The sequence below is a fragment of the Spirosoma endbachense genome (genome assembly GCF_010233585.1).
Lineage (GTDB): Bacteria > Bacteroidota > Bacteroidia > Cytophagales > Spirosomataceae > Spirosoma > Spirosoma endbachense.
Map to the genome: position 1 here is coordinate 2,947,633 of NZ_CP045997.1, position 23,642 is coordinate 2,971,274.

Here is a 23,642-nt window from a genome sequence, read left to right on the forward strand (position 1 = left end):
AACACTATTAAAATGTATTATGGCTTCGACAGTAAACAACGCATTTGCTGAATTTCTATGTGACACCGTCAACTTAGATGCTGACGAAACTAAAACAGCCTATAAGAGCCGCGACTGGCTACTCGATGAGCAGATTAATGCATTGCCTGGTCGGTACAGTGATTTCCCATTGCTTGCCCCTGCTTACCACCTAAATTACGGCTCCTTTGCCCGTAAAACTAAAATTCGGCCGCTCAACGACATTGACATGATGATCGGTTTGCACGGGGAGGGAAGCACGTACCTGGACTACGGCGACCGAGTTGAAATAACAATTAACCCTAATGCTCAACGGCTAACCGGGCTGTGCCACGACGATACCAGCTTGCTTAATTCCAGGAAGGTGATGAACAAGTTTAAGGCTGGGTTAAGTAAAGTACATCAATACAAATCGGCGGAGATAAAATATACACAACAGGCTGCCGTGCTTAACCTATCGTCGTATAACTGGAGCTTCGACATCGTACCCTGCTTCATGACCGCCGAAGACGAGTCGGGGCGTACCTACTACCTAATTCCAGATGGCAAAGGCCATTGGATGAAGACAGATCCACGCATTGACAAGGAATTAACCACATCGGTCAATCAGCAACACAGCGGGTACGTCCTGAACGTACTGCGCTTGTTGAAGTTCTGGACCAAACGACCAATCATAACGACTATTCCTTCATACTTGCTGGAAACGATAGTGCTGAAATACTACGAAGCCAAGTATACAGAGACTACGCGCTACCCCGACGTTGAAATCCCGTACCTGCTCGACCACATCGCCGATGTTATCCGTTGGGATGTCGAGGACCCTAAAGGCATTCAGGGTAATATAAACCGGCTGGAGCAAGAGACCCGCAACCGGATTAGCGCAGTAACTACCCGCTATGCCGAGTATGCTCGTGAAGCCCGGCAACACGAGACTAATGGTGATCACAAGGCGTCTATAAAAGCGTGGCAAGACGTTTTTGGTCCTTCCTTTCCTTCTTTCGTTTAACCTGACCCACCATGGCACGTACCATTGATGAAGGGTTTACTGCCTTATTGACCAAGCTAAGCCCACTGGACACCGAGCACAAGAAAGGACGCTCGCACAAGGGGGCAATTGAGGGTTGCCTTACTAACCGTTTCGACTTGTATAAGCTTTTTGAAACGGGGTCGTTTGGCAACGGTACGGGAATTCGACACCATAGTGACACAGATTATTTTGCTGTTTTAAGTTCACAGAAGGTTAGCTCAAACTCGGCCATTACACTTCGGCGCACCAAAGAAGGGCTACGTGAAACCTTTATCCGAACCCGAGGGATCGAGGTTAAAAGCCCAGCCGTAAGTGTTCCGTTTGGTAAGTACCGTTCCGAAACCCTTGAAATTACGCCATGCGTGTATGCTGGCATGATCAACAAGTATCCCGCTTACCGAATACCGGAAGGTAGTGGTGGATGGCTCTTGTCAAGTCCAGTTGCGCACAATCACTATGTGCGGGATATCGATGCACAGTTGAACGGCAAGCTCAAACCATTGATACAACTGGTGAAAGCGTGGAAGTACTACCATAACGTACCTATCCGTTCCTTTTACTTGGAACTGTTCACGGCCCGGCATTTAGCTAAACGCCGTCGGCTTGACCTTCCATTAGATTTGTACAAGCTATTTATCGCTTTGTATGAACACGAACTTGATGAGTTCAACGATCCTATGGGCATTACACTCGGTCTTGCATCCTGTAATACTGACACACAACGTGAAACGGCGATGTCTAGACTGGCCACAGCGACAGGCCGTGCTCTAAAAGCTATCGAAGCAGAACAACGAGGCCGAACAGATATTGCCTATACCTTTTGGAAAAAGCTTTTTAACTACGAATTCCCTACTTACAGATGATGAATCAAATACCTACCCGTCAGAATGAAGCCAAACAACTACAACGACTAGCCGCCCAACGTGAATTGTATTCTCGGGCAAAAAACTGGTATGGCTGGCAAGTCATCGTCAATGTAATTATCCCATCCGTTTTTTCTTTGATAGCACTAGCCAATGACCATGCGGGTAAGTTAGGGGCCGTTTACGGACTGCTTGCTTCATTTATCGATGTCTTTGGCTTGGACACACGTATAAAGAATTTGCGCGAAAAAGGAGCAAAGGTGCAGGAGCAGTATGATTGTGATTTGTTGGAGTTGGGGTGTTCTCCTTTGAAATCCGTAAATGATGTGACAACCGGCGAAATAGTCGAGTTGCACGATGCCCACTGTGGGGGTAATAAAAAAGAGCTGCAGCTTCAGAACTGGCATTCAGGGTTAGTTGGAACTCTCCCTCTAACCATTGCACGGTTAGTCAGTCAATATAATAATTGTGATTGGGGTAGGCGTCTTCGCAAACGATATAGGGTATTTTTAACAATAACGTATTTATTACTTGGCTTATTCATTCTGTACGTCAATCGGCCAGATAACATTACAAATTTGAATGATCAAACACTGATCAATTTCATTCTCATACTGGCAGCCTTAACACCACTTTTTACTTTCTATTTTAAACAAATGCAGGAGCAGAATGAAGCTATACAGAGTTTGGAGCGGATTCTGCAACATATTGAAAGCGTGATCTCCGACCCTCAACAGCTTCGTAATGAACAGGGGCTAAATGAGCGTGCCAGGCATGTTCAGGATGAGATTTACGATAGCCGAAGCAAGAACACACAGGTGCCGGATTTTTTCTATAGATATTATCAAAAGCGAGATCAAATCCTCATGGATCGGACCACTGAGCGACTAGTGGCCGACATTACGAAACTTATTTCTTAGTCATTTGAGCCTTACCATAACCGCCTTTCAAGTCCTTTGTGGCGACTGTCTGCTTGTCAGCTTCCAGCGTGAGCCGAACTCACCAACTCAGCACATCGTGATTGATGCTGGCTTCAGCCAGACGTACCACCGTACATTAGCTGAAGCCACACGGCGAATTGTCAACAACGGTGAATGTATAGACCTCTTCCTATTAACGCACACGGATAATGATCATATAGGTGGTGCTATCCCGTTTCTAAAGGAATTTGGTAATTCGGTAGTGAATCAGTTCTGGATGAACTATGCTCCCATTGATATTAGTGCAGCCAATGGAGGTCCCGTTGGCGTAGTACAAGGTATTGGATTGCGCGATCAACTTATTTCCACAGATAAGCTCAATAGTAAGCCAGTGCTTGCCGGACAGCGTTATCAATTCGGTGAACTATACATGTCCATTTTATCACCAGATGCCGATCAGTATGAGCGATTTTTAACTAAATGGGAGGCTAAGGAAAAAGCAGTAAAAAAATGGGAGCAAGCTGTGTCTTCTGGTAGCAACGACCACCGCTTTCCTGTAGAGCAGTTAGTTCAACGGTCGTTCGCATCGGATACGTCGTGGAGTAACCGTAGTAGCATTGCTTTTTTATTGGCAGCAAATAAGTTCAATGGCCTGTTTACCGGTGATGCTCATGTGGATGTAGTGACTACCTCGCTTCGAGAAATGGGATACAACGAGCAAAATCCGATTAAGTTGGATTTCATGAAACTGTCTCATCATGGTTCTAAAGGCAATACCAGCGATGAATTCTTGAACTTAATTGATTGCCAGCATTACTTAATTAGCACAAACGGAGCTAACCAGCACGGGCTACCGCATAAAGAAGCTTTGGCCCGACTTGTTACGGTTGCCAGTCGCCGTCAACCAAAAGAACGCGTACATCTGTATTTCACGTACGACGACCGAGTTGTGCGGTCGCTCTTCACCGAATCTGAACTGGACCAATACCAAATCTGCTGCCATTATCCATCTATTCAAGATAATTGTATTTCCCTGACCTATGAATGCTGAATACGCGACTTCCTTATTAATGGCATCCATAAATAATCTCAGTGTACGGTTGACCGTGGCTGGCCAGCCGGTTGGCAGTGGATTTGTTGTCGTCTCAGATAGTAATGAGTACAGCTATGTGCTGACGGCTCGGCACTGCTTTGCTAATTTGGGAGAGTTAAACGAAATAAGTGTTGACTGGTATGATTATGACCAATGTACTTTCACAAGCTTACTAGTTCGTGTTGCCGATTGCCCGTTGCTGTTCTACGAAGCTCAAGACACTTATGATGGTGCCATATTAGTAATTCCTCGCTCACAATTGCCCGTACAGGTTACACCTGTTGTTTTGGTATCATACATAAATCATGATCAAGCATTTCGATTTAGGGGGTATCCAGATGCGTTGTCAAATCAGCATCCAGAAGAACTTGATGCTACGGCTGGTTTATGTCTAGGACATCAAATTAAATTGAAAGTGCCGGAATCTGTTGAAGACAATATCACAATTGCCTATTCAAATGTCAAAGGGTTTTCGGGCAGTGGATTGTTCCGTCAAGAAAACAATCACGTTTATGTTGCTGGGATTATTACCGATTATCAAGTGGGTATCAAGCGATTCATCGCTCATACCCTAAACCCACTTAATGCGTTGTTGAGAACGAGCAACTTGCCCGAAATGTATATTTTAGAGGCTTCAGCTACTAGTAATAATGTCGCACAGAATGATTCAGTTGATTTTGTTGATCAATGCCGGCGTTTATTAGATGAGGCTGAACAAGCTTGGGAAGAACTGAGACCAAGACAGGGAATGAGCATCGTTCGGGCCGTGCGTAATAACCTTAACGAGGCCGTATTGTCGACTGACCGACGTAATTTATTGCTGGCGCGGGTAAACTACTTAGAAGGATTGAATGCAGGAGATCTGCGCGAGGAGGTTGATGTGGATAAGCTTTTTATCGAAGCGAATGCGCTTGCTCCTAGTGTGCTAAGTTACCAAGAACGGGCCGCGGATGCTTATTTGAATAAAGAGCAGCCTGACAAAGCATACGAAATAGCTGAGACAATTCTAAAAGCACAACCATTTAACCCTTACGCGTGGTTAATCATCGCACATCTTGAACCGAACCAACCTGTGCCCCCGGCCGCACAATCTGAACCGGCCTATAAAGTCGGCTATCTGACCAAACTAGGAAAGTTAAAAGGCGATGGAACAATACGTACTTCTGACTACACAGACTTATTTCGATCCGAGATTTCCGGTCAGGAGATACCTAGTTCAATCAGCCGCAAAAGGGTCTATTATTGGTCATATATTGCGCAGTTTGCATTACATGAATTAATGAGCGGATTAAAGCGAATTCACAACCTTCAACGGCCAAAAGAACTACTAGGAAACTCTCAGTTGAAATACGCACACGATTTGTTTGAGCGAATTTGTCTGCGAGTCGAAAACTCGGACCTACGGAATGATAAATTCTTCCAAGTCTTACGCTTCGAGTTTTGCTATTGCCGATACTTTCTGACAGATGATGATTCTACCGCTCATCATATGGCCGAACAACTTTTTGACCTGTTCATTGGCACAAAACAGGTTGTTGCCCTACCTTATTTGCCCAATAGGCCAGCGGCTATTGAGGCTATACCTCACCGATTGATTGATTTGTTACAGATATTGTTCGGCCAGCAAGAAGGGCAAAAGATGCTCGATGCAATAAACGCCGACAAAATTTATTCAAATGAGCCGATACTGGATTTATATAAGGGAATGGCTTATGAACTAATAAACTGCCCGAAGGAGAAGATAAAGTCATTTCAATCGTATTTATCAAGAACTGACAATTTGGTTGATCTCGATGTCATCAACTTTTTGGCCCCTATTCAGGTACTTCTAAGTTCGGGAATATCAATTGAGTCGATTCAGCAGTTAGCAATTGACGGCAAAACATTTGAGCAGCCTTATTATAAGCACCTGCTAGAAGCGTTTCTATGGGTTGGAGAGCAAAAGCCTAAAGACCGAGCACGATCTTGTGCCGAACAGGTTAAGCAGCATTGGTCTATCTTACCTGATATGTTACAAATGGTTATCGTACGAATCTTCATGCGACTAGAAGATTGGTCGGTTGCCAAAGAGTTATTGGCACAATTATGTAATGAAAATGAAGAATCGGAGGAGCTCTTGCTGTTCATCATAACTATTTACAATGAGCGAAAAGATATAGCGCGCTTTCTTCGGTTGGTAGCAAACTGGCGGGCAAAATTCACACCACATCCAAGCTTAATTCGCGATGAACTCTCCGTTTACCAATCACTTCGAAACTGGGTGAAAATGGAAGAGGTCGCTATATATGGTTTGACCAACTTTCCTGATTCGGTAGCTTACTGGTTTGATTTAGTGCGTTCACTATATTCTCAAGGAGCCACAAAAAAAGAAGCATTACTAGCCCAATTATCTCTGGATCATCACCTATTCCGTGACGATTTTACTACAGAAGCTCGCTTTACGCTAATTCACTTTTGCTTTACAGTTGGTCTCAACACTAAGGGTTTGGAACTTTCATACCGAGTGTTAAAAGCGAATCCTAATAATCCAGGTATCCAACAGTCCTACTTTTCATTGTCAACTAATTATAAGGCTTTTGATAACCTTGACGTACCCCAGACTGCGCAGCCTGATATGGTCGTTCGACTTCAATTAGAGGGAGACATACAACTACTCGAATTGACAGAAGAGGCCATCCAGTACAACAGGGTGGCAAAAGCTACTATTGGACTAGCAGTTGGAGAATCATTCAAACTGCACGACCAATTAATGCATCGTGATGAAGAGTACACTGTTGTTCAAATTATGGACAAATACTCTGGACAATTAGCCTTCATTATGAAAAATTCTGAACAGCCATTCAGCGGGTTAGCCATGAGATCTATGGAAATCCCAACGGATGAAGCAGGCGAATTAGATTTTGATAAGTTTCATCAGCAATTACAGGAACTATTTGGTCCAGAAGGTACTAAGCAAAAGATAATCACAGATGAGCTGCGACAGAAGTTCGCTAAGGGCGAGATTGGCTTCACTGAATTATGCCAAGGGGCTTATGGAGGAGACCCAGTGGCCGCCTGGAATTATGCTACATCAGACTACGCTAGCGGATTCCCGCTTGTGCCAATATGTCTTCAGAATACATTATCTCAAAGCGAAGCCACGGAATATGTACTTGATTTTACATCGCTATTCACCTTATTTTTCTTATCAAAAATAAAGTCGATAACATTTGAAAAAACGCCTTTTATCGTCTCACAGTTTTTAATAGATTATATATCACTGGAGTTAGAAACCGCAAGAAACGAGCGGGGTAGCGCTATGTCAGAAGAAATACTGGTTGATCGAATCACCCCACATTTCTACCCTGAAGATCAACAACAACGTAGAGCTATATTCTACCAAGAGCTGCTGGACTGGATTCACGCGCATTGCAAACCAGATTATGCTCCAGAACGTTTGGGTAGCGATTTTGTCGACCGCGACGATGACAGAGAACTTTTTCCAGAAGATAGAGCATTCGTGTCTTCGTTCTCGGATACGTTGTTGCTTGCAAATCGCCCCAATCGAATTTGGATTACTGACGACTATCTTCCTTACCGGTCAAGTATTGGGCTTGCATTAATAACCACTGAACATTTTTTGCATAGAGAATATAGTCAATTATATCTGAATCAATTATGGCTTGATTTGGTAGGCTTTAACTTTCGTGGATTAACCCTAGGAGCCAATCAACTTTATCGTGTATTCAAAGAATCATTACTTGAAGATGCTCATCAGAAGAATTATCATCGAGCCATGTTCAGCTTCTCTAAGCAGTATAATCCAGAACCGCGTTTATTGATAGCTGTGATCCTTTTCTTAAAAATGGTATACAAAGAACCTTTTACTCTGGATTACAAACGACAAGTATCACAAGCTATGCTGCGACGACATTTTACGGGAACCTCATCTGTTACAGAACGAGATGTTCTACTAATCCGGCTTTTAATTGACAGTGAGTTTAAACTAATGGGAGATCTAGGTAACTTCCTTAAAGAAGATCTCAACATCGCACTAGGATTAAGTTAGGGTATACCTTTAAATTCTATAATCGAATTACTACTCTTGTAAATTAGCCGACTCGGCCTTGTAAATAATAGACACGAAAATTTTTAAGTAAAGGCAAATTAATTACTTTTCAAAAATGGAACTACGTAAAAGAGCATTTTCAGAGGTACATTATATTATAATAACTCAAGAACCACCCGACGAGCTTTTAATTACCCAACCTACAGAATTTTCCAATGAGATCATAAACATAATTAAGAAATGCCCTAAAGATATATCTCAATTCATTGATGCTTTTACTTATTATGAATTGTCTTACAAATATTTATTCAATAATGGATATAACGTATCTGTTTTATATGATTATTATAGTAAAGAATTTGTTCAAGATTTGTCAAATGAAATTAGGCTACAATTATATTTTTTGGATGCTAAAAGTGATTTAGAAGAGACATGTAAGTCACTTAAATACTATCACAATCACTTAAGGTATTATTGCATTTTCAATAATGAAGATAATGTAGATTTTGAGTTAGAAAATACAATTGAAGATCATATAGATTTTTACAAATATATATATGATATTAATAAGGATAAAATATTTACTTCTTTAAATATCCCCCTGCTAGATGTAAATATCTACAAAAAACTTTCATCGAATATTGAAAATAAATATGAATATTTTTTACCTACTATTAATAATTATTTTCTCATAAACAGTATAATCGGCAATTCACCGTTGGTTGATAAAGAGCCATCAAAAGAAGAGTTTCATAAAATATTGGCTTTGCAGTCAAAAAAAGCGATGGATAAGCCTAACTCATTTGAGAGGCAAAATCTGTTGGTTAAACAGATCAATATAATTGATAGTATTATCGGTTTAGCCTTAAATGAAAAGCTTTTCAAATTAAGCACAAAGTTTCAACCAGTATATGCACCCTTAATAATTGTTGCACCATTTATTAGCCCCGATTTAAAAGTGTATAAAAAAATAGCCGATTCACCCTTAATGGAATTATTTGTAAAATCAATAACTACGGAACAATCAGAAAATTATGTTAATCTTCAAAAAAATGATTCACACAATAAATTATATTCTGACAATAAATTGATAGTAGAAGCTTTAAGTTTGAGCATGAGATACAGACAAGATAAAATGCTTTATTTAGACGATATATCTTTTTTGCATTCATCATTTTGGTTCTCTCCTACAATTCGCCTTCCTCTTTCTGGGAAATCAATTTATAGAGAATTATCGTTTTTTCGCGCTGAATTACATTCAAACATATCTAGACCAAATAATAGAAGAAACATAAAAAAAGTAATTATTAAGTTTGGTAAACTACTGAAAGAAAGGATTATATCAAAAAAATTAGAAGAAATAATTAAACTGCGTGATAGGCAAATAATTGTAATATCTGATTTGCCAATAGAGTGGCTAGAGATAGATGGAATTCCACTTGCTTTTACACATGATGTTTGTAGGATACCTGAAACTTCACCAAGAGTAGGGATGGCATTGTATTCAAGCCATAGCCTTTTTCAATACACTATACCCAAAGATATTTTACAAAAAACTTTAATCATTTTCGGCTCAGATCAAAAGGAATTTGAAGTTTGGCGTTTAGAATGTATCGCTTTATCCAAAAAGAAAAATTTTACGATTGTTTCGTGTGAAAATATTCAAGCTGTTATTGATGCTGTCGAGAAACATAAACCAGATTTATTAATTTTTGATTGTCATGGTGGGTACAATAGCGAGGAAAAATCCACTTATCTAGAGATAGGCGATGAAAGATTAACGCATGAAGTTATACAAAATAATCATATCTCTGCTCCAATTGTATTTCTATCTGCCTGTAGTACAGCACCTACTTATGGAATAGTTAATACAGTCGCAAACGCTTTTTTTCAGACCGGTGCGTTCTCCGTTACTACAACATATCTCCCAGTTGAAATAAACGCTGCGTCTATTCTTTACATAAGGATGCTTAATAAGCTAGGAGAAGCCTCTAATCAAATTTTACATAAAAATTGGTTAGAGTTTATAAGTCATATAATAAGAACATCATACATCCAAACAACATATCAAAAGGTACGTGAAAAAGTAAAAATATCAAAAAAAGATATTTCTTCACAAAACGTAGATGCACTTGTTGAATCTATGTTTTTTAATACAAGAAGAACTCTATATACAGAATTAAGCAAAAATATAAGAAGGCTCAACCAAATTGATCAAGCAGCACTAGATGCTATTGTTCCCGAATACCTTTTCTACAGTAATTTAGGCCGAGGTGATCTGTTATTATTTGAAACTTGGAAAGATGCTCATTTGATTAATAATGATACTACTATAGAAGATTAGTAATCTATATCGCTTCGCCAAATCATAAATTTGTAAAAATTCTGGTGGTATTAAACTGCATTGAGGAATATGGAACACTTCCTAAAAAAATCAATATTTTACTCTTTACTTTAATTAACATACTTTTTACCTATGGCTTGTTTGCTATGTGGTCTTACAGCAGCGCTCAGGTTCAATATTAGAAAATTACGCCCAATATCAACATCCGCCCAACATCAACAGTCGATTTTCCGCTTTGCCAAAATCCGTTCAATTAAAGGCTTGTAAATAACATTAAATGAACTTGCAACGCGCTATAGATCAATGTGGTAGTTAATAATATTAAGAAGTCAAAAATCGTTCACGAAAACCCTTCATTCAATACCTGAATGATTACTTTCGTAGGCAACAATTTACCTCATCGCAACTAGTTAAAATCTGATCGGTGCCAGTAGGTGGTCCCCGATCGACACGCTACAACGACCGGTTAGTGATCTAAAAATTATTGGGGGCTGCGCATCGTTTCCAATACTCCATGATAAAATAGATACTTTTCTCAAGTTCATCCAGAGAGTTTTGCTTGACGAAAAAACCCTGGACCGATAGACTATAGGCATTGATCACCATCTCTTGGCTGGCGGCTGTGGAGAAAAATAAGTAAGGGATGCATTTAAGTTGCAAGGCCGCATCGCGGTGCAGTTTCTCCCGCAGTTCGATCCCGTTTAAGCGGGGCATGTTGATGTCCGATAGGATCAGAAAAGGTAATTCGGCAGTCGACAACAAGTAATCCAAGGCTTCTTGTCCATCGGGGAAGTATCTGACATGATTGGGATAGTTTAATTTCCTAAAGACTTGCTCAAACAGGAATTGATCATCGGCATCATCTTCAATGAGAATGACGGGTCCGTTTTTGTTCATGGGCCAAGTTAACTGAGTGGGGAGATCTATTATCTCCCAAATATGCTCAAAACCATTGATCATGCTGCATTTGTCGGTTTGGGATTCTTTTGGCAGTTTGAACAGTTTCCTTACCGGAAAATCTGCCAACTATTACTTGATCGCACTGATTGGTGCACGTAAGCTCAATGTAGCGCTACGAATCAAACCTAACTCCAAGGGCACCGGTTGAATGAAGTACTTATAACCGATTCTATGAACGTCAACGAAACAAACCCTGCTCAACCTACGCCGTCTCAACCTACTCAACCAAAATCCCCGGTTCGATCCAGACCGAAACGGCCCCGTATCAAAAAAGGTAGTTGAGCGTAGTTTTCGCTGATAACCCAACCGATTTCAGCGAAGTGCTAGCCCACTTTTCCCAACTTTGTCAAATTGACAGGTTGTCAGCTTAGTGGATTGGTTTGTTATGACTAAATTTGAGGGTTGTCACAAGTCAAGAACGCACGTTGTAGTCTTGTGACAAACATGTTTTTTGTCTACCAATAGCCTACTTATGGTGAAATATGTTGCTTACTATCGGGTATCGACCCAAAAGCAGGGGAGGAGCGGCTTAGGACTCGATGCCCAGAAAGCAGGTATCCACGCCTTTTGTGGTGATCAGTTGATCGGCGACTTTATCGAAATTGAATCGGGGGGCAAAACCAGCCGGAAGGAATTAGCTAAAGCCATTGAACTTTGCCAGAAAGAAAATGCCAAATTGATTGCCTACCGGCTGGACCGGGTGTTGCGGAATTTGGAAATTCTGGTTGCCCTGCGCTTGAACAAAGTCATGTTCACGGCTTTGGATTGTCTCAATGACTCCGACATGATTATTAACATCAAAGCCGCCTTGGCTGAGGATGAACTGCGCAAGATCTCTGAACGAACAAGAGCCGCTTTACACCAAAAGAAAGCCCGGGGTTTTACGTTAGGCAAACCCGAAAATTTTTGTGATGAAGGCCGACGGAAAGGAACGGATGTTGGCAAAGAAGCCGCCCGAATTCACCCGGCTAATCAGCAAGCCGCCGAACTGATCCGACTTTATCAGCGGGATAAACTAACGATGAGGGCGATTGCCGAACGACTCAATAAAACCGGCTTCCGGACGCGAAAAGGAAAGCTGTTTCAAGCCGAATCGGTACGCCGATTGATGAGCGAAACGATTGTGCTGGAATAATAATGGGCTAGCTACTAGGTAGGGGAGAGCCGCACAGCTAAGCCAATGTTCCATCACGATAAATAGCCGAACGATGAAAGACGTCTCGTTTTGAATTGCCTTACCTTTGCCTCATTCACGAACATGCTTTATACCCTATCGTATGGGAGTCGCTCAAGACATCTGGCAAGCCTTCCTGGCTGCTCATCCCGAGGTCACCAAAGGCCAGCTATCACTGGAAGAGGTAAACCGCAAAATGGCTGCCTTCACCCAAGCCCGCAATCAGCAGCCTCATCCCGATTTCGACGGTCTTTCACCCCAGCAGATGCATAGTCTGTTGAGTGACCCCTGGGGAGATGGATCGCTCCTACGTTTACAGAATAATCTGACGGATTCGCTACTGGATCAGATTCCCTTCTTTGTCTTGATGGAGACGCTTTACCAGCAGCTACTCGTGGGCCCACCCATCAAACTAACGCCCAAAGGGAATCTACCCTTGGTCCTCTGCCGAAACCTCTATGAGCGCAAGCTGTTGGTACAGGACGACATCGAACGAGGCATTACCAAAAAGATTTCCGAGGACAATGTGCGCTTTCTTCAGGCCTTGAAAGCTTGTCTGTCGCTGAGTGCCTATGTCAAGAAACGAAAGAATACATTCTCCTTAACCAAATCAGGCAAGCAGGCGGTAGGTAAGGAGCGAGCTTTTCTGGTTGAACAGTTACTTCAGGCTTATACGTTGCGTTTTAACTGGGCTTATCTGGACGATACCCAAACGGATGTGGGTCATTTTGGCTGGGCCTATTCCCTGCACCTAGTACATCAGTATGGAACCGAATGGCGGGATGTAGATTTTTACGCGGCCAAACTGCTGAGGGCTTTTCCCCACTTGGGCGAGCCGATTCCATCCGGCCGACTAGCGGGCCTGTCGCTGACGTTTGAGCGGGTGTACGGCTGCAACTACCAATCGGGGCCAAATATCAAATAGGAATGTAATACCTTGATTGACAAGTATAAACGTCCCTTTTGCTTTGCCCGATTGTCAAACGAAAGCATAGGGTTTCAGTTGTCCATAATGGCTATTTTAAGACTGATTTTGACCTTTTTGATTGACTTCAAGTAGGCTATTTGATATCTGGCCCGCTTTGGTAGTTGCAACCGTGTACCGGTGGCGGTTTATGGAGCAGTTTGCCGCCTGGTTTGGTCTGATTGAACTTCGAGAAGAGCGCCAAATCGGTTTTTATCCCTACCCATTGTCCATTCGAAAAACACCGGTATTGGATCAACTCTTCCAATTCAATCGGTAATACCACCACAGGCTTCGTCAATTCCTGAATACGGCTCAATCTGTGGCCATAGCCTCGTTAACAAAAAATGTATACCGGGCTTTTGTCATCGATAAATCCGTATCTTGACTACGGTAAGTAAAGCCTACCTTTTGAAATCTATTCATTGGTTATCAAACGAGCATGAACCACGAAGACCAAATCAGAGCGCACCTGAATCAACTCATGAGTCTGTGCGATGAGGACCAGAATTGGGCCATTAAGAAGCTGGCCAAGATCACCCTGGGCACCATGAACGTCCCGCAAGCGATGCAGTACCCCATTGCTGTGGCTTGTGAAAAAGCGCTGGAGGAAGTGTATACGCAGTGGCCTCAGGAAAACTGGGACAATCAGGCGCACACGTAAAGGCTGACGGAGTTATCGCTATCCGAAACATCCGTTGTTAGTAGTTGGTCTGAAAATTCTAGACTTTATCCGTTGCCTAACTACGAGTAAATCCCCGTCAGTCTTGGCATACAGTCAAAACCTCAACCGGCTATTTTGGGGTTGCTTTTCGTACATACAACCCTGAAAATAGTTGCAACTACCGCAGACGTGCTGAAAAATGCCTTACCCATTGATTGGGGAAAGTTGCGCAGCGTTGAGATTGCGATTAAGCCATAATAGTTTGTCATTCAAAGGCTTAATACGATCTAATGAGCCATTTTCCCAGCATGTTGGGTCTAGTTAAAAAAAGGGATCAAATTCGTCACGACTCGCTCAGACAATTACTAAGCCAGTCATGTCGGTAAATACATGACTGTAAGCGCATTAAAACGTTCCTTTTCGGGTACAAGTCAAGAAAGGCTGCCGAGTAATCAGAAACCGCTATGGCTCTGTCTCCTAAACTCGTACCCATTTTCAATGTACCAGCTATCTATGTTAGCTGAGAATCGGATACAGCTTATCAAAGGAGTATCAAGTTCTTACGGTCGAGCCATGACGAATTTGATCCGTTTTTTTAGATACACCCCATGTTGACGGCCCCGCAACGGCGGTGGTGCGGCCCGGCCTGGATTGGGCGGGCCACGCTTGATATTCCGACCGTGCCGCTGGCAGCTTAGCTGTGCGGCAACCTCCCTTATTTAATCTTAAGACACCCAACCAAGACTATTACGTTTCAAGATGGCTGACGATTTTCCCATACCGATACCAGGACAATCCCTGGGGGTTAGTTTTGCCAAAACCACCCGCCAACAGCGGCAAGCGATCGTGAGTCTATTGTTTATGGCCTACGCCACGCAATACCCACTCGTCGAAACCAAGAAAGCGACCCAGGCGGGTTCTTATTTAAGCGTTGCCCCTCAGTCGCTACCTGCCGTGCTGGCCAGTGAGTTGGGCGTTAGCCTGGAGCAAGCTCATGAGTTGTTTGGCCAGGGGCCTGCTGCGGTGTTTGGCCTACTGAGAAGCTTACCCTTAGCGGGTCGTATACTGGCCTTGTTGCTGGCCTTATTTATTGTCGCCCCGGACTCGCCTGAGGAAATCTCTCCGATAACCTCAAAACTGTTGATGATCTGGGGACTGGAAACGCAGGTGATGCCGGATGAGCTAATGCCTGATTTAGTTCGCTATGGTGAACAGGTGAGCCGGTTCCTGAGCGGGAAAGAGTTTTCCTCTAACTAACTTTTCTGCACTGGTTGCAACTACCCCTATTGGGGGATGGCCATCCGATCGTACGAATGTTGGGATATCCCTTATAGGGGTTGTTTATCGGCCAACTTCTTCACATCGTTAGGGTTGACCAGTTTCGAGCTCTGGCGTTTATCCCCATCGGGCTGAACTTTAAGTTTGCCCGACGACATCCAGGCGATCACGGTGGCTTTGTACAATTGACGCGTAATGCCCTTTTTGACGGGTGTGACCGTCACCCGGTCCCCCGGCGCAATGACTCGGTTCATAATGGTGTCGACTTAAGCCTACTTTGCTTCCAATATATCTTCCCAACGCGTCGTATATCGCTTACTGAGGTACTTCTGTTTCATGGGCCAATCGGGATTGTATTGCTGAGAAGCTAACCTGAGTTTATCCTGACCGTATCGACGGTTCATTTTGTCCACAACGGCCGACAACTTAATTAGTTTCTCGTCAGGACCGTCTACAAATACACCCTTCTGTCGATAGTCTCCTGGTACTAAATCCGATAGCATAATGCCCACCTTGAGGTAGTTATAGCCAAAACGAAAGATGGCTTTAAGCCCCGATTCAGCGTATTTCAGTAGTTCGGATGTGCTACTCGTTGGGTGAGGCAAAACAAGGGTAATGCTGCCCGCGTACTGCTTGGAGGGTAAGAAATTGCCGGGTGTCTTACGGAATCGATCGGTGTGCAGAAACACCGTAACTGCTCCACATAATGAATCCTGTTTGCGGAGCTTCTCGCAACTTCGGGAAAGGTGAGTCGTCAGGGCATCAGTGATGGTGGCCAAATCCGGAATGAGCTTCCCAAAGCTCGGCGCTGCACAAATCGTTTTCTTGGCCGGTGGGCTAACCGCCAATAATTTGCAGGGAAGGCCCCGTAATTCATGCACGAGCCTGAGACCGTTTACGGTCATCGCCTGTCGTATCCATTCATCGAGAGCATCAAAAAGTGTGGGGCAACTGGCATCTTAACCATAACCGACTAACTTTGAATAGCCTATGAATCGGTTAGTTAAATGGAAAAGCAGCTCACCAATCCACTCCGCCAAGAAGAGCCGCCTGGTGAGCTGATCTATCACCTGAAGATTCATCTATTGGGCATCACTCCCCAGATCTACCGACGGCTGTCGGTGCGGGCTGACACCACTTTAGCTCAACTCCATCATATTTTCCAGGTTGTCATGGGCTGGGAGAATTGGCACTTACACAGCTTTCACATCTGGGGAAAGCAGTACGGCATTCGGTACGGAGGATTTTATTTTGCCGATGATGCGAATCAAGTTCGACTGGGTGATTTTGCCTGGCGGATGAACGACAAGTTCACCTACACCTACGATTTTACCGATCATTGGCTGCATCAGATACGTGTCGAGAAAATTCTAACGGCTGCTAAATCGCTGCAACCCCCTTTCTGTCTGAGCGGACGACGAGCTTGCCCGCCTGAAGAAGTTGGCGGCATAGTAGCCTATCGGCAACGCACTTTGGATCAATTTAGCTGGATGCGGGATTTAGTCATGGGGCTTATGGAGGGAGAGACGATTGACGAACAGGATCTGGATGTGCCGGATTGGTTCTGGACGTATCGGTCGGAGCAGTTTGATCGAGCCGAAGTCAATCGGCGATTAGCTAAACTGTATCAACTTAAGGGTCAGTCGGATTTTCTATACAGCAGAGGGGGCCACGACTATTTTTTCGAGCATGAACCCCTGCCCAATTCGTATCAAGATAACCAGATGGTTTAGTTGATACAGGCTGCGTAGATTTGGCGTATGCAACAGGCCGTCATCTTCGTTCGGGTATCCAAAAAAGAGCAGGACTACCATCGACAATTGGAAGACCTCAGAGCAGTTGCTCAAACCCAATCAGTGCGGGTAGTGGCCGAGATTTCGGAAAAGATCAGCGGTGTCCGTACCAACCAGGAGCGGGGCGGGATTCAGGAGTTGTTACAATTGTGTCGACAGGGAGCCATTCAGAAAGTGTTTGTTTGCGAGGTGTCTCGTCTGGGACGATCAACCGTCGAAGTCTTGCAAGTTGTTGACGAATTAACCCGGCTAGGCATCAGTATCTACGTCCAAAACTTTGGTATTGAGACGCTTAAGAACGGTAAACGGAATCCGGTCGCTCAGTTCATGTTTACCTTACTGGCCGAATTTGCCCGCCTGGAACGGGAAACACTTCGGGAACGGATTTTATCCGGCATGGAGGAAGCTCGTAGGCAGGGCAAGAAGATTGGTCGGCCTGATGGGACAGTGGAAGAAAAAGCGACCTTTCTGAAAAAGTATGGTTCGGTGGCCCGCAACCTACGTGCGGGCCTGAGTGTGCGCAAAACCGCTAAACTGTGCGAGGTGTCGATCAACACCGTCCGTAAAGTGAAAACCCTGCTGTAATTCTAACTTCCTTCAATCATGAACTTCAAAGTACAAGTCGTGGCTTGCCTGTCGGATGAACAGGAGCCAATAACAGAGGATATTTTCAGCCTAAATCGGGGCGAATTGACCATGCAAAATTTGGGTCTGACTTTGGCTGAGTCCAAAGAAATGCTCAAAACGATTCAGAAAAAGTTGATTGATAGGCAAATAGGGCAGTATGCTAAGACGCATGTGCCAGTTGGTTTACGTAAGAAAGGCTCCTACCCAGTCCAATTAAAAACTTTGTTTGGCGATGTAAGGGTTGATAGTCCTCGCTTCTATCTTCCGCAGACTCAAGACGAGACGGGTGCCAAAACGTTCAGCCCTCTCAACGATATTCTCAACCAGCACGTGACCCCAGAGCGGCTGTATCTGGAGACCAAGTGGGCCAGCCTGATTCCTTATCAGAAAACTGCCGACCTACTTAAGGAAGTGCTCCCTGTTAATCAAAAAATCAATGCAACAACCATTCAGCAGCATCTTCATTCTGTAGTGGAAGAGCAAGAAAAACAACTAGCTCCTGAAGCTACGTTTTTCAACAGTTGCTGTCAGTTGGAACGGGAAGCTCTGCCGCTTCCTGACCGCCCCCTGGTGGTGGGTATCGACGGTGGCTACGTTCATCACTGGCACAAAAAAGGCTGTTTTGAGATCATTACAGGTAAGAGCATGCCCGATGAAAAACCGGCCAAATGCTTTGGTTTTGTACAGGATTACGACACCAAACCCCGAAGGCGGGTGTTTGAGGTGCTGCGATCACAAGGCCTACAAGCCAACCAATCAGTTGAATTCTTTACGGATGGTGCACTGATTCTTTACGGATGGTGCACTGACGCTCCGGTCATTGACAGCTTATCTAAATCCTGAATCGACCCATATTTTGGATTGGTTTCATCTAACGATGCGAATCACCGTGCTTCAGCAGTATGCACTGGGCCTCACCAAAGTGGATGAAGTACGGGGTAAAGAGGTAGCCGAAACACTGACCAGTATCAAGTGGCATTTGTGGCATGGGAATGCAGAACGGGCTTTGGAAAAAATCGATAACCTAGATGTGCCCCTGGTTAACCACGGGGCGGATAAGTTGCTTGTCCGCAAATACGATAAACTGAAAGTGTTGACGAATTACCTGAATGATTTCAGCACATATGTGCGTCAGAATACAACCTCTATCGTCGACTATTCGGAGCGTCACCGTTATGGCGAACGGGTCTCAACCGGTTTCGTGGAGTCGACGGTCAACCAGGTGATTGCCAAACGGTTTGTGAAGCATCAGCAAATGCAATGGAGCAAAAAAGGCGCGCATCTGCTGCTACAGGCTCGCACAAAGGTCTTGAACGAGGAGTGGGATGATTGTTTCCGAGTCCGTTTCCCCGGCTTTCGGCCACCAGCTATCGTAGCTGTTCCAATGGCAGCTTGACCCGAATTGCCCCACACTTTTTGATGCTCTCTAAAGAATAGTATTTTACAGGGCTGCTCGAACCAATAATTATTTTTGACTCACTGTTAGAATAGGGCCTAGCGATGGTCCACTCCTTGGATATTTATCTATCGACGGAATGTAATATTGGCTTATAGCTCCATCTAGATATAAGGCATATTTGCATTTTAATTGGTCTCTAAATAATTCAGCCAACTCGTAAAAGGTTACGGGATTATCAGAGATGATAAAAAGAACATGTCCTTTATCGTTTATGCCAACGCCGTTCCTGATATTTACCTGCGATGAACCTTTGACAAACGTCGGATGAAATATATTGTTAATGACGAGCATAGGCCCTGACTGAGTTGCTAATCTTATATTATTACTATTCTTAAACTGTTGACTTGTCACAATAAAAGGATTTTCATTATAATCTATCCCAAACACACCATTAGGAAGACGGTGAAAATTATCCTCAGGTTCAGTCGATAAATTGATATCTTTAACTGTATTCCCCTCTGAGATGAATAGACCCACCGGAGATAAGTCTGACTGAAACATACCACCATTCATAGCGAATAGGAGTTTATCTTTCTTTTTCGTGTAAAGGGAGGAAAAAGTATATACTCCTCTGGCGTTTTCTAACCTATTGAACAATTCAATTTTGTACTCATGAGGATCAATCTCACAAACGTGATACCTTTTTCCTCGAAACGTGATGAGCTTGAATAGATTAGACTTATCCAAGACAGAAACACTAAAATCTTTTTCTTCAGTTGCTCCTGTCGACGGTTTATATGCTATTCCCGTTGTATTTCCTTTGAATGAGGAGATGGCGACATTAGCATAGAGACTATCTAGTTGATCTAGCTTCCTATTTAATATTGGCTCATCTAACAAACGCCAGGTTGGACTTATCTGACGAGCCTGATTAAAATAATTAATCGCTTGCCTACGGCTTTTAGCTATCCAGTTAGCTTTTCCGCTTTCATAATAAAAAAAAGCCTTTCGTTTATCATATAAAATAGCAGACGAAAATGCCCCTCTAGCTAGGGAAGCATTGCCAGTTATTATAAACATTACACCATCGAAAAAATATTTAAGTGCAAGTGTTGATTGAAAATCGGGGTGATTGGCCGGAAGCATTCTCACGGCGTTATTTATACTAATTTGCATACCTGAATACAGTAGACTATCTTTTGCTGTGTAATCCCTTTTTAGGTAGGCTAATATATTCGGCTGAATTTTGCCCATGAGCGAATAGTAGGCTTCGTCAGTTTGTATTGCTCTGACCTTTTCGCTGGGACTTAAACGGACGATGCTATCCGCCTTAAACTGTATAGTTATTGTTTTATTAGTTGATGTTGAACTCTTAATCGGTTTTATGATATGATCTTGTTTAGGGACACCAATTTTAGTTGATTCAGAAGTAGTGTTAGTCGGGGTTTTTTTTTATTGTTAGGCGCTAATTTTGGAGAGGCTAATAATGCGCCAAACGATTGCCTATCACTAGGTGTCATTTGGGAATAATTTTGAGCGATTATTTTAGGGGTTATGCTTAAAACAGCCTGTAAGTCTGTTCCATATGTTAGTGGTGTTTGTATTTGGGGACGTACCGCATTCGGAACGTTTGCTAGTAAATAAGCATTTAATTCGTACGCTCGAATGGTATCATCGCGCCATTGATTTTTGTCGTCAGCATCGCCCTTAAGCCCTTTCAATAAGTAATATGAAAAAGCACCATGCCCTCCGTCAAAATCTTTACTCTCATACGAGCGTTCATTTTTTTGACAGGCGAGAATATTGAGTTGATTGCCAAAATTGGGCCAACGTTCCCAAATAGGATACTGAACCTTTTTCTTATCATCTTCTTTTGCTAGTTGCCCGGCGCGGCAGGCATCGGCTATTAACCAAACAGAAACACCCTTCGAAATTAACCGGGAAACCATGTCACTTAACCAGTCGAGGGCAAATGCCGTTTGGGGGTAGTTATCTAGAGGAGTTTCATGGCCTAGTAAATAACCTTTTGATGATTCGGTTTCACAGTCGCCATGACCAGCAAAATAGAAAATAAGTCTGTCTCCTGGCTCGACACGATTATAGAAATTGCGAACACTGCGGTACATAGAGGTAACGTCAGCTTCTTTATTTAGTAGTGCCTTTACCACAATCGAATCGTGAGCAAATGCAGGTGTCTGAAGAAAATCAGCGAACTCTTGAGCATCTCGATGGGCGAAGTGTAGTGGATTCATTTCTGCATAATCGGATATGCCAATAATTAAGGCGTACGTTATGCTTCGAGAAGTTTTTTTAGGTGAATTGGGCTGGCAAACCCCTAGGCTTAGCTGCAAGACCAGAAGTAGTGATAGAATTATTTGTGAGTATAATCGGTGTGGAATCATGAAGTAGAATATCAATCTAGTAATCAGATGGATTACAGTCTAATATAAAGTTATACTATTTACGCAAATTTCAGGACGCCTTGGTGAATTAATCCTCTGCAAAGGGGTAGTTAACACAAAAGCGCCTTTTTCGCCACGAACTCGATTCAATTAGTTTTATTTCAGGCACTTACGCAAAATTTTATGCCTTTAACGTTCGTATTTACCAGCCAAAAATTATTCTATTAAGGTAAGTAGAAAAGCAATCAAATTTGATGCTTCTAAGGCGATTTTGACTTTTAATGCAAAAACATGGTGAAAACCAGCAATTAACTGCGGTGCTAACGACTTAATCGAACTACCGAGCCAGTAGCTGATAGCATCTGCTTCAAGAAAAGGGGTGATTTCGTGTAACTATCTGGTATTCAATAGTTAATACTAGCTACGTGGCGGATATACAGACTACTGGACATAGAGCCATTTTCCCGTTGTTATGGTTTGAATGCGCTTTTCCAGATAATCCATAAATTGCTTCAACGACTTGACTTGACTTCGCAGAACCGATAGGCCCTGTCGAAATAAGGAGACCACTAAACTCTGCTTGCCATTCCGGTAAGTCTTTTGCTTGGTAGCTAGCTTGGCAAATCCAGCCTGCAAAGACAGTACGTAGACCATCACGACCAAGGCCATGACCAACAAGATCTTGCTGTCTTTCTTGAAGTTAAGGTCTTCCAAATTGAAGCCCTGTGACTTTAACTGTTTGAAGCAGACCTCAATGCGCCAGCGAAGTCGATAGGCTTCACTAATCTGAATTTTATGGGTTAAGGAAGAAATAAAAAACAACAACGGTTCAGCGGGGTCTGCCTGCGGATTTTTCAAGACCACCACCGATAATAGACAGCCATTTAGTGTAAAGGGTTTGATAACTCCTCGTTTACGCCAACGAGCTTGGCGACACAGGTTGGAGTAAGCCGCTCCAGGAGCCGCTCCGATGGGTAATTTATAACAACCTTCTGGTAAACGAATCACGAAATCGATGTTCTCTTTTACCAAAAAAGCGAACCAGGTTTCACCAATATACTCACGGTCAGCCAGCAGAATTTTGCCTTTTAAGTCATACCGTTCCAGGGCTTCTTTGAAGAGTTGTTTGCGTTCCTCTTCATTGCTATGCCCTTTCTTAGCTAACTGAAGCCAATAGATGGGAATGGCAGTCTTCCCTAAAAGAATACAGAGCGTCAGCAGGTGAACCTTCTTTTTGCCAACCTGCCAAGTGGTTGCATCCATGATCAAATAGGTACAATGGCCCTCCAGAAAGCGGAATATAAACCTTAAAACGCTCTGAATAAGTTGGTTGGGTTCGCTCCAGCGAAAGAAGCGCACAAGTCGTTTGTAATGGGAAAAGGGTTTGGTTTTCGCATTACCCAACAGCTGAGGCAGGTAATCTTTGAGGATGTTAAGGTTGGTTGAGCGGGCCAGAACAATGGCCGAACAGACCAGCAGCATGGTTTGCAGGATATGCTCTGGAATATCGGTAAAATAGGGCTTACATTTGGCTAATAGTGGGTGAGTCATGAGGTAAGTATGGTTAAGTCTTGGTCGACTTAAACTTACCTAAGACTGCCCACTTTTTAGCTAATAACGCCCTTATGTCCAGTAGTCTGAAACATTTTCCCGGAATGTTGGCAACATCCCCAGCTCGGGGGAGTTCATCAAAGCCATTCCCAATCTGGTCATCACTCAAAAAGTGTTATTGACCTTACCCATGAGTCAATCTAGCAATCCAGAATCGTGCTAACCTTGTTGCGCATGGGGTGGGCTATGTTTAACCCTTAGTTGCTTAGCGTGTAGAAATGCCCCGTTGGAAGAAGGCCCTTGTCAAATCGCTATTTCATACTTCCTGCAACAGGGAAAGAAAAATAACCCGGAAAGCATTCAGGCAATTTCGGAAAGCAGACAGGCAATTTGGGAAGTTCGTCGAAAACTTTTACAGATAAAGCTCTAAACTTACTGTAACTCAATTCAATATTATGGTTGTATAATCTTTATTTCTTATCGACGTTTTGTATGGCCAGACTGACGTCCTATAAAA

At 43.2% G+C, this 23,642-nt stretch carries 20 protein-coding genes; 14 read left to right on the plus strand and 6 right to left on the minus strand.

Annotation, left to right across the window (positions count from 1 at the left end; all coding sequences use genetic code 11):
• The first annotated feature begins 19 nt into the window (after positions 1–19).
• From GJR95_RS11675 to GJR95_RS11700, 6 genes are all read left to right on the plus strand, one after another.
• Entirely contained in the window at positions 20–1,024 is a 1,005-nt protein-coding gene (locus GJR95_RS11675; protein ID WP_162386029.1) for a nucleotidyltransferase, read from the plus strand.
• A gap of 11 nt (positions 1,025–1,035) precedes the next feature.
• Positions 1,036–1,908: a nucleotidyltransferase domain-containing protein gene (locus tag GJR95_RS11680; RefSeq protein ID WP_162386030.1), complete on the plus strand. Its 873-nt coding sequence runs from the start codon at positions 1,036–1,038 to the stop codon at positions 1,906–1,908.
• On the plus strand, positions 1,905–2,828 hold the full coding sequence (locus tag GJR95_RS11685; RefSeq protein ID WP_162386031.1) for an S-4TM family putative pore-forming effector: 924 nt from the start codon (positions 1,905–1,907) through the stop codon (positions 2,826–2,828). The genes GJR95_RS11680 and GJR95_RS11685 overlap by 4 nt, the downstream gene beginning before the upstream one ends.
• Positions 2,829–2,832: 4 nt before the next feature.
• Complete coding sequence (locus tag GJR95_RS11690) at positions 2,833–3,879, plus strand: ComEC/Rec2 family competence protein (protein ID WP_162386032.1); 1,047 nt, start codon at positions 2,833–2,835, stop codon at positions 3,877–3,879.
• Complete coding sequence (locus tag GJR95_RS11695) at positions 3,869–7,969, plus strand: PIN domain-containing protein (protein WP_162386033.1); 4,101 nt, start codon at positions 3,869–3,871, stop codon at positions 7,967–7,969. The genes GJR95_RS11690 and GJR95_RS11695 overlap by 11 nt, the downstream gene beginning before the upstream one ends.
• A gap of 115 nt (positions 7,970–8,084) precedes the next feature.
• Positions 8,085–10,313: a CHAT domain-containing protein gene (locus tag GJR95_RS11700; RefSeq protein ID WP_162386034.1), complete on the plus strand. Its 2,229-nt coding sequence runs from the start codon at positions 8,085–8,087 to the stop codon at positions 10,311–10,313.
• 474 nt (positions 10,314–10,787) lie between these two features.
• Here GJR95_RS11700 and GJR95_RS11705 read toward each other — a convergent pair whose 3' ends face one another.
• On the minus strand, positions 10,788–11,273 hold the full coding sequence (locus GJR95_RS11705; protein ID WP_232541156.1) for a response regulator: 486 nt from the start codon (positions 11,271–11,273) through the stop codon (positions 10,788–10,790).
• A gap of 472 nt (positions 11,274–11,745) precedes the next feature.
• Between GJR95_RS11705 and GJR95_RS11710 the strand changes: the two genes are divergently transcribed.
• The 4 genes from GJR95_RS11710 to GJR95_RS11725 all read left to right on the plus strand — a co-directional run bounded on the left by GJR95_RS11710 (position 11,746) and on the right by GJR95_RS11725 (position 15,332).
• Positions 11,746–12,408 (plus strand): recombinase family protein, encoded by a 663-nt coding sequence (locus GJR95_RS11710; protein WP_162386036.1) that lies wholly within the window; start codon positions 11,746–11,748, stop codon positions 12,406–12,408.
• Positions 12,409–12,550: 142 nt separating this feature from the next.
• Positions 12,551–13,372 carry a hypothetical protein gene (locus GJR95_RS11715; RefSeq protein WP_162386037.1) on the plus strand — a complete coding sequence of 274 codons (822 nt, stop codon included), beginning with the start codon at positions 12,551–12,553 and terminating at the stop codon, positions 13,370–13,372.
• A gap of 481 nt (positions 13,373–13,853) precedes the next feature.
• On the plus strand, positions 13,854–14,075 hold the full coding sequence (locus GJR95_RS11720; RefSeq protein WP_162386038.1) for a hypothetical protein: 222 nt from the start codon (positions 13,854–13,856) through the stop codon (positions 14,073–14,075).
• Positions 14,076–14,834: 759 nt separating this feature from the next.
• Complete coding sequence (locus tag GJR95_RS11725; RefSeq protein ID WP_162386039.1) at positions 14,835–15,332, plus strand: hypothetical protein; 498 nt, start codon at positions 14,835–14,837, stop codon at positions 15,330–15,332.
• A 71-nt stretch (positions 15,333–15,403) separates the two neighbouring features.
• On the opposite strand, the gene GJR95_RS11730 is transcribed toward GJR95_RS11725, so the two are convergent.
• Both GJR95_RS11730 and GJR95_RS11735 read right to left on the minus strand, forming a co-directional pair.
• A complete protein-coding gene (locus GJR95_RS11730; protein WP_162386040.1) occupies positions 15,404–15,607 on the minus strand; it encodes a hypothetical protein in 204 nt (67 codons plus the stop codon).
• An 18-nt stretch (positions 15,608–15,625) separates the two neighbouring features.
• Positions 15,626–16,258: a DUF4113 domain-containing protein gene (locus tag GJR95_RS11735; RefSeq protein ID WP_232541157.1), complete on the minus strand. Its 633-nt coding sequence runs from the start codon at positions 16,256–16,258 to the stop codon at positions 15,626–15,628.
• Between the two features lie 102 nt (positions 16,259–16,360).
• Between GJR95_RS11735 and GJR95_RS11740 the strand changes: the two genes are divergently transcribed.
• From GJR95_RS11740 to GJR95_RS11755, 4 genes are read left to right on the plus strand one after another with little or no spacing between them, the layout of a single operon-like run.
• Complete coding sequence (locus GJR95_RS11740; protein ID WP_162386041.1) at positions 16,361–17,086, plus strand: plasmid pRiA4b ORF-3 family protein; 726 nt, start codon at positions 16,361–16,363, stop codon at positions 17,084–17,086.
• 27 nt (positions 17,087–17,113) lie between these two features.
• A complete protein-coding gene (locus GJR95_RS11745; RefSeq protein ID WP_162386042.1) occupies positions 17,114–17,731 on the plus strand; it encodes a recombinase family protein in 618 nt (205 codons plus the stop codon).
• Positions 17,732–17,749: 18 nt separating this feature from the next.
• Positions 17,750–18,616: a hypothetical protein gene (locus GJR95_RS11750; protein WP_162386043.1), complete on the plus strand. Its 867-nt coding sequence runs from the start codon at positions 17,750–17,752 to the stop codon at positions 18,614–18,616.
• 34 nt (positions 18,617–18,650) lie between these two features.
• Positions 18,651–19,169, plus strand: coding sequence for a hypothetical protein (locus GJR95_RS11755; protein ID WP_162386044.1), 519 nt, complete (start codon positions 18,651–18,653; stop codon positions 19,167–19,169).
• Positions 19,170–19,238: 69 nt separating this feature from the next.
• Here GJR95_RS11755 and GJR95_RS11760 read toward each other — a convergent pair whose 3' ends face one another.
• The 3 genes from GJR95_RS11760 to GJR95_RS11770 all read right to left on the minus strand — a co-directional run bounded on the left by GJR95_RS11760 (position 19,239) and on the right by GJR95_RS11770 (position 23,125).
• Positions 19,239–20,426, minus strand: a complete 1,188-nt coding sequence (locus tag GJR95_RS11760) for a phosphodiester glycosidase family protein (protein WP_162386045.1) — start codon at positions 20,424–20,426, stop codon at positions 19,239–19,241.
• Positions 20,427–20,554: 128 nt separating this feature from the next.
• A complete protein-coding gene (locus GJR95_RS11765; RefSeq protein ID WP_262889780.1) occupies positions 20,555–21,574 on the minus strand; it encodes a caspase family protein in 1,020 nt (339 codons plus the stop codon).
• A gap of 441 nt (positions 21,575–22,015) precedes the next feature.
• On the minus strand, positions 22,016–23,125 hold the full coding sequence (locus GJR95_RS11770) for a transposase (protein WP_162386047.1): 1,110 nt from the start codon (positions 23,123–23,125) through the stop codon (positions 22,016–22,018).
• Between the last annotated feature and the right edge of the window lie 517 nt (positions 23,126–23,642).

Excerpts from the sequence above, each read along its gene's own strand:
- GJR95_RS11750 (WP_162386043.1), top strand. The coding sequence starts at position 17,750 with ATGAACTTCAAAGTACAAGTCGTGGCTTGCCTGTCGGATGAACAGGAG.
- GJR95_RS11735 (WP_232541157.1), bottom strand. The coding sequence starts at position 16,258 with ATGACCGTAAACGGTCTCAGGCTCGTGCATGAATTACGGGGCCTTCCC.
- GJR95_RS11730 (WP_162386040.1), bottom strand. The coding sequence starts at position 15,607 with ATGAACCGAGTCATTGCGCCGGGGGACCGGGTGACGGTCACACCCGTC.
- GJR95_RS11700 (WP_162386034.1), top strand. The coding sequence starts at position 8,085 with ATGGAACTACGTAAAAGAGCATTTTCAGAGGTACATTATATTATAATA.
- GJR95_RS11720 (WP_162386038.1), top strand. The coding sequence starts at position 13,854 with ATGAACCACGAAGACCAAATCAGAGCGCACCTGAATCAACTCATGAGT.
- GJR95_RS11685 (WP_162386031.1), top strand. The coding sequence starts at position 1,905 with ATGATGAATCAAATACCTACCCGTCAGAATGAAGCCAAACAACTACAA.
- GJR95_RS11710 (WP_162386036.1), top strand. The coding sequence starts at position 11,746 with ATGGTGAAATATGTTGCTTACTATCGGGTATCGACCCAAAAGCAGGGG.
- GJR95_RS11715 (WP_162386037.1), top strand. The coding sequence starts at position 12,551 with ATGGGAGTCGCTCAAGACATCTGGCAAGCCTTCCTGGCTGCTCATCCC.
- GJR95_RS11680 (WP_162386030.1), top strand. The coding sequence starts at position 1,036 with ATGGCACGTACCATTGATGAAGGGTTTACTGCCTTATTGACCAAGCTA.
- GJR95_RS11765 (WP_262889780.1), bottom strand. The coding sequence starts at position 21,574 with ATGATTCCACACCGATTATACTCACAAATAATTCTATCACTACTTCTG.
- GJR95_RS11745 (WP_162386042.1), top strand. The coding sequence starts at position 17,114 with ATGCAACAGGCCGTCATCTTCGTTCGGGTATCCAAAAAAGAGCAGGAC.
- GJR95_RS11675 (WP_162386029.1), top strand. The coding sequence starts at position 20 with ATGGCTTCGACAGTAAACAACGCATTTGCTGAATTTCTATGTGACACC.
- GJR95_RS11770 (WP_162386047.1), bottom strand. The coding sequence starts at position 23,125 with ATGACTCACCCACTATTAGCCAAATGTAAGCCCTATTTTACCGATATT.
- GJR95_RS11760 (WP_162386045.1), bottom strand. The coding sequence starts at position 20,426 with ATGGGCAAAATTCAGCCGAATATATTAGCCTACCTAAAAAGGGATTAC.
- GJR95_RS11705 (WP_232541156.1), bottom strand. The coding sequence starts at position 11,273 with ATGATCAATGGTTTTGAGCATATTTGGGAGATAATAGATCTCCCCACT.
- GJR95_RS11755 (WP_162386044.1), top strand. The coding sequence starts at position 18,651 with ATGCGAATCACCGTGCTTCAGCAGTATGCACTGGGCCTCACCAAAGTG.
- GJR95_RS11740 (WP_162386041.1), top strand. The coding sequence starts at position 16,361 with ATGGAAAAGCAGCTCACCAATCCACTCCGCCAAGAAGAGCCGCCTGGT.
- GJR95_RS11695 (WP_162386033.1), top strand. The coding sequence starts at position 3,869 with ATGAATGCTGAATACGCGACTTCCTTATTAATGGCATCCATAAATAAT.
- GJR95_RS11725 (WP_162386039.1), top strand. The coding sequence starts at position 14,835 with ATGGCTGACGATTTTCCCATACCGATACCAGGACAATCCCTGGGGGTT.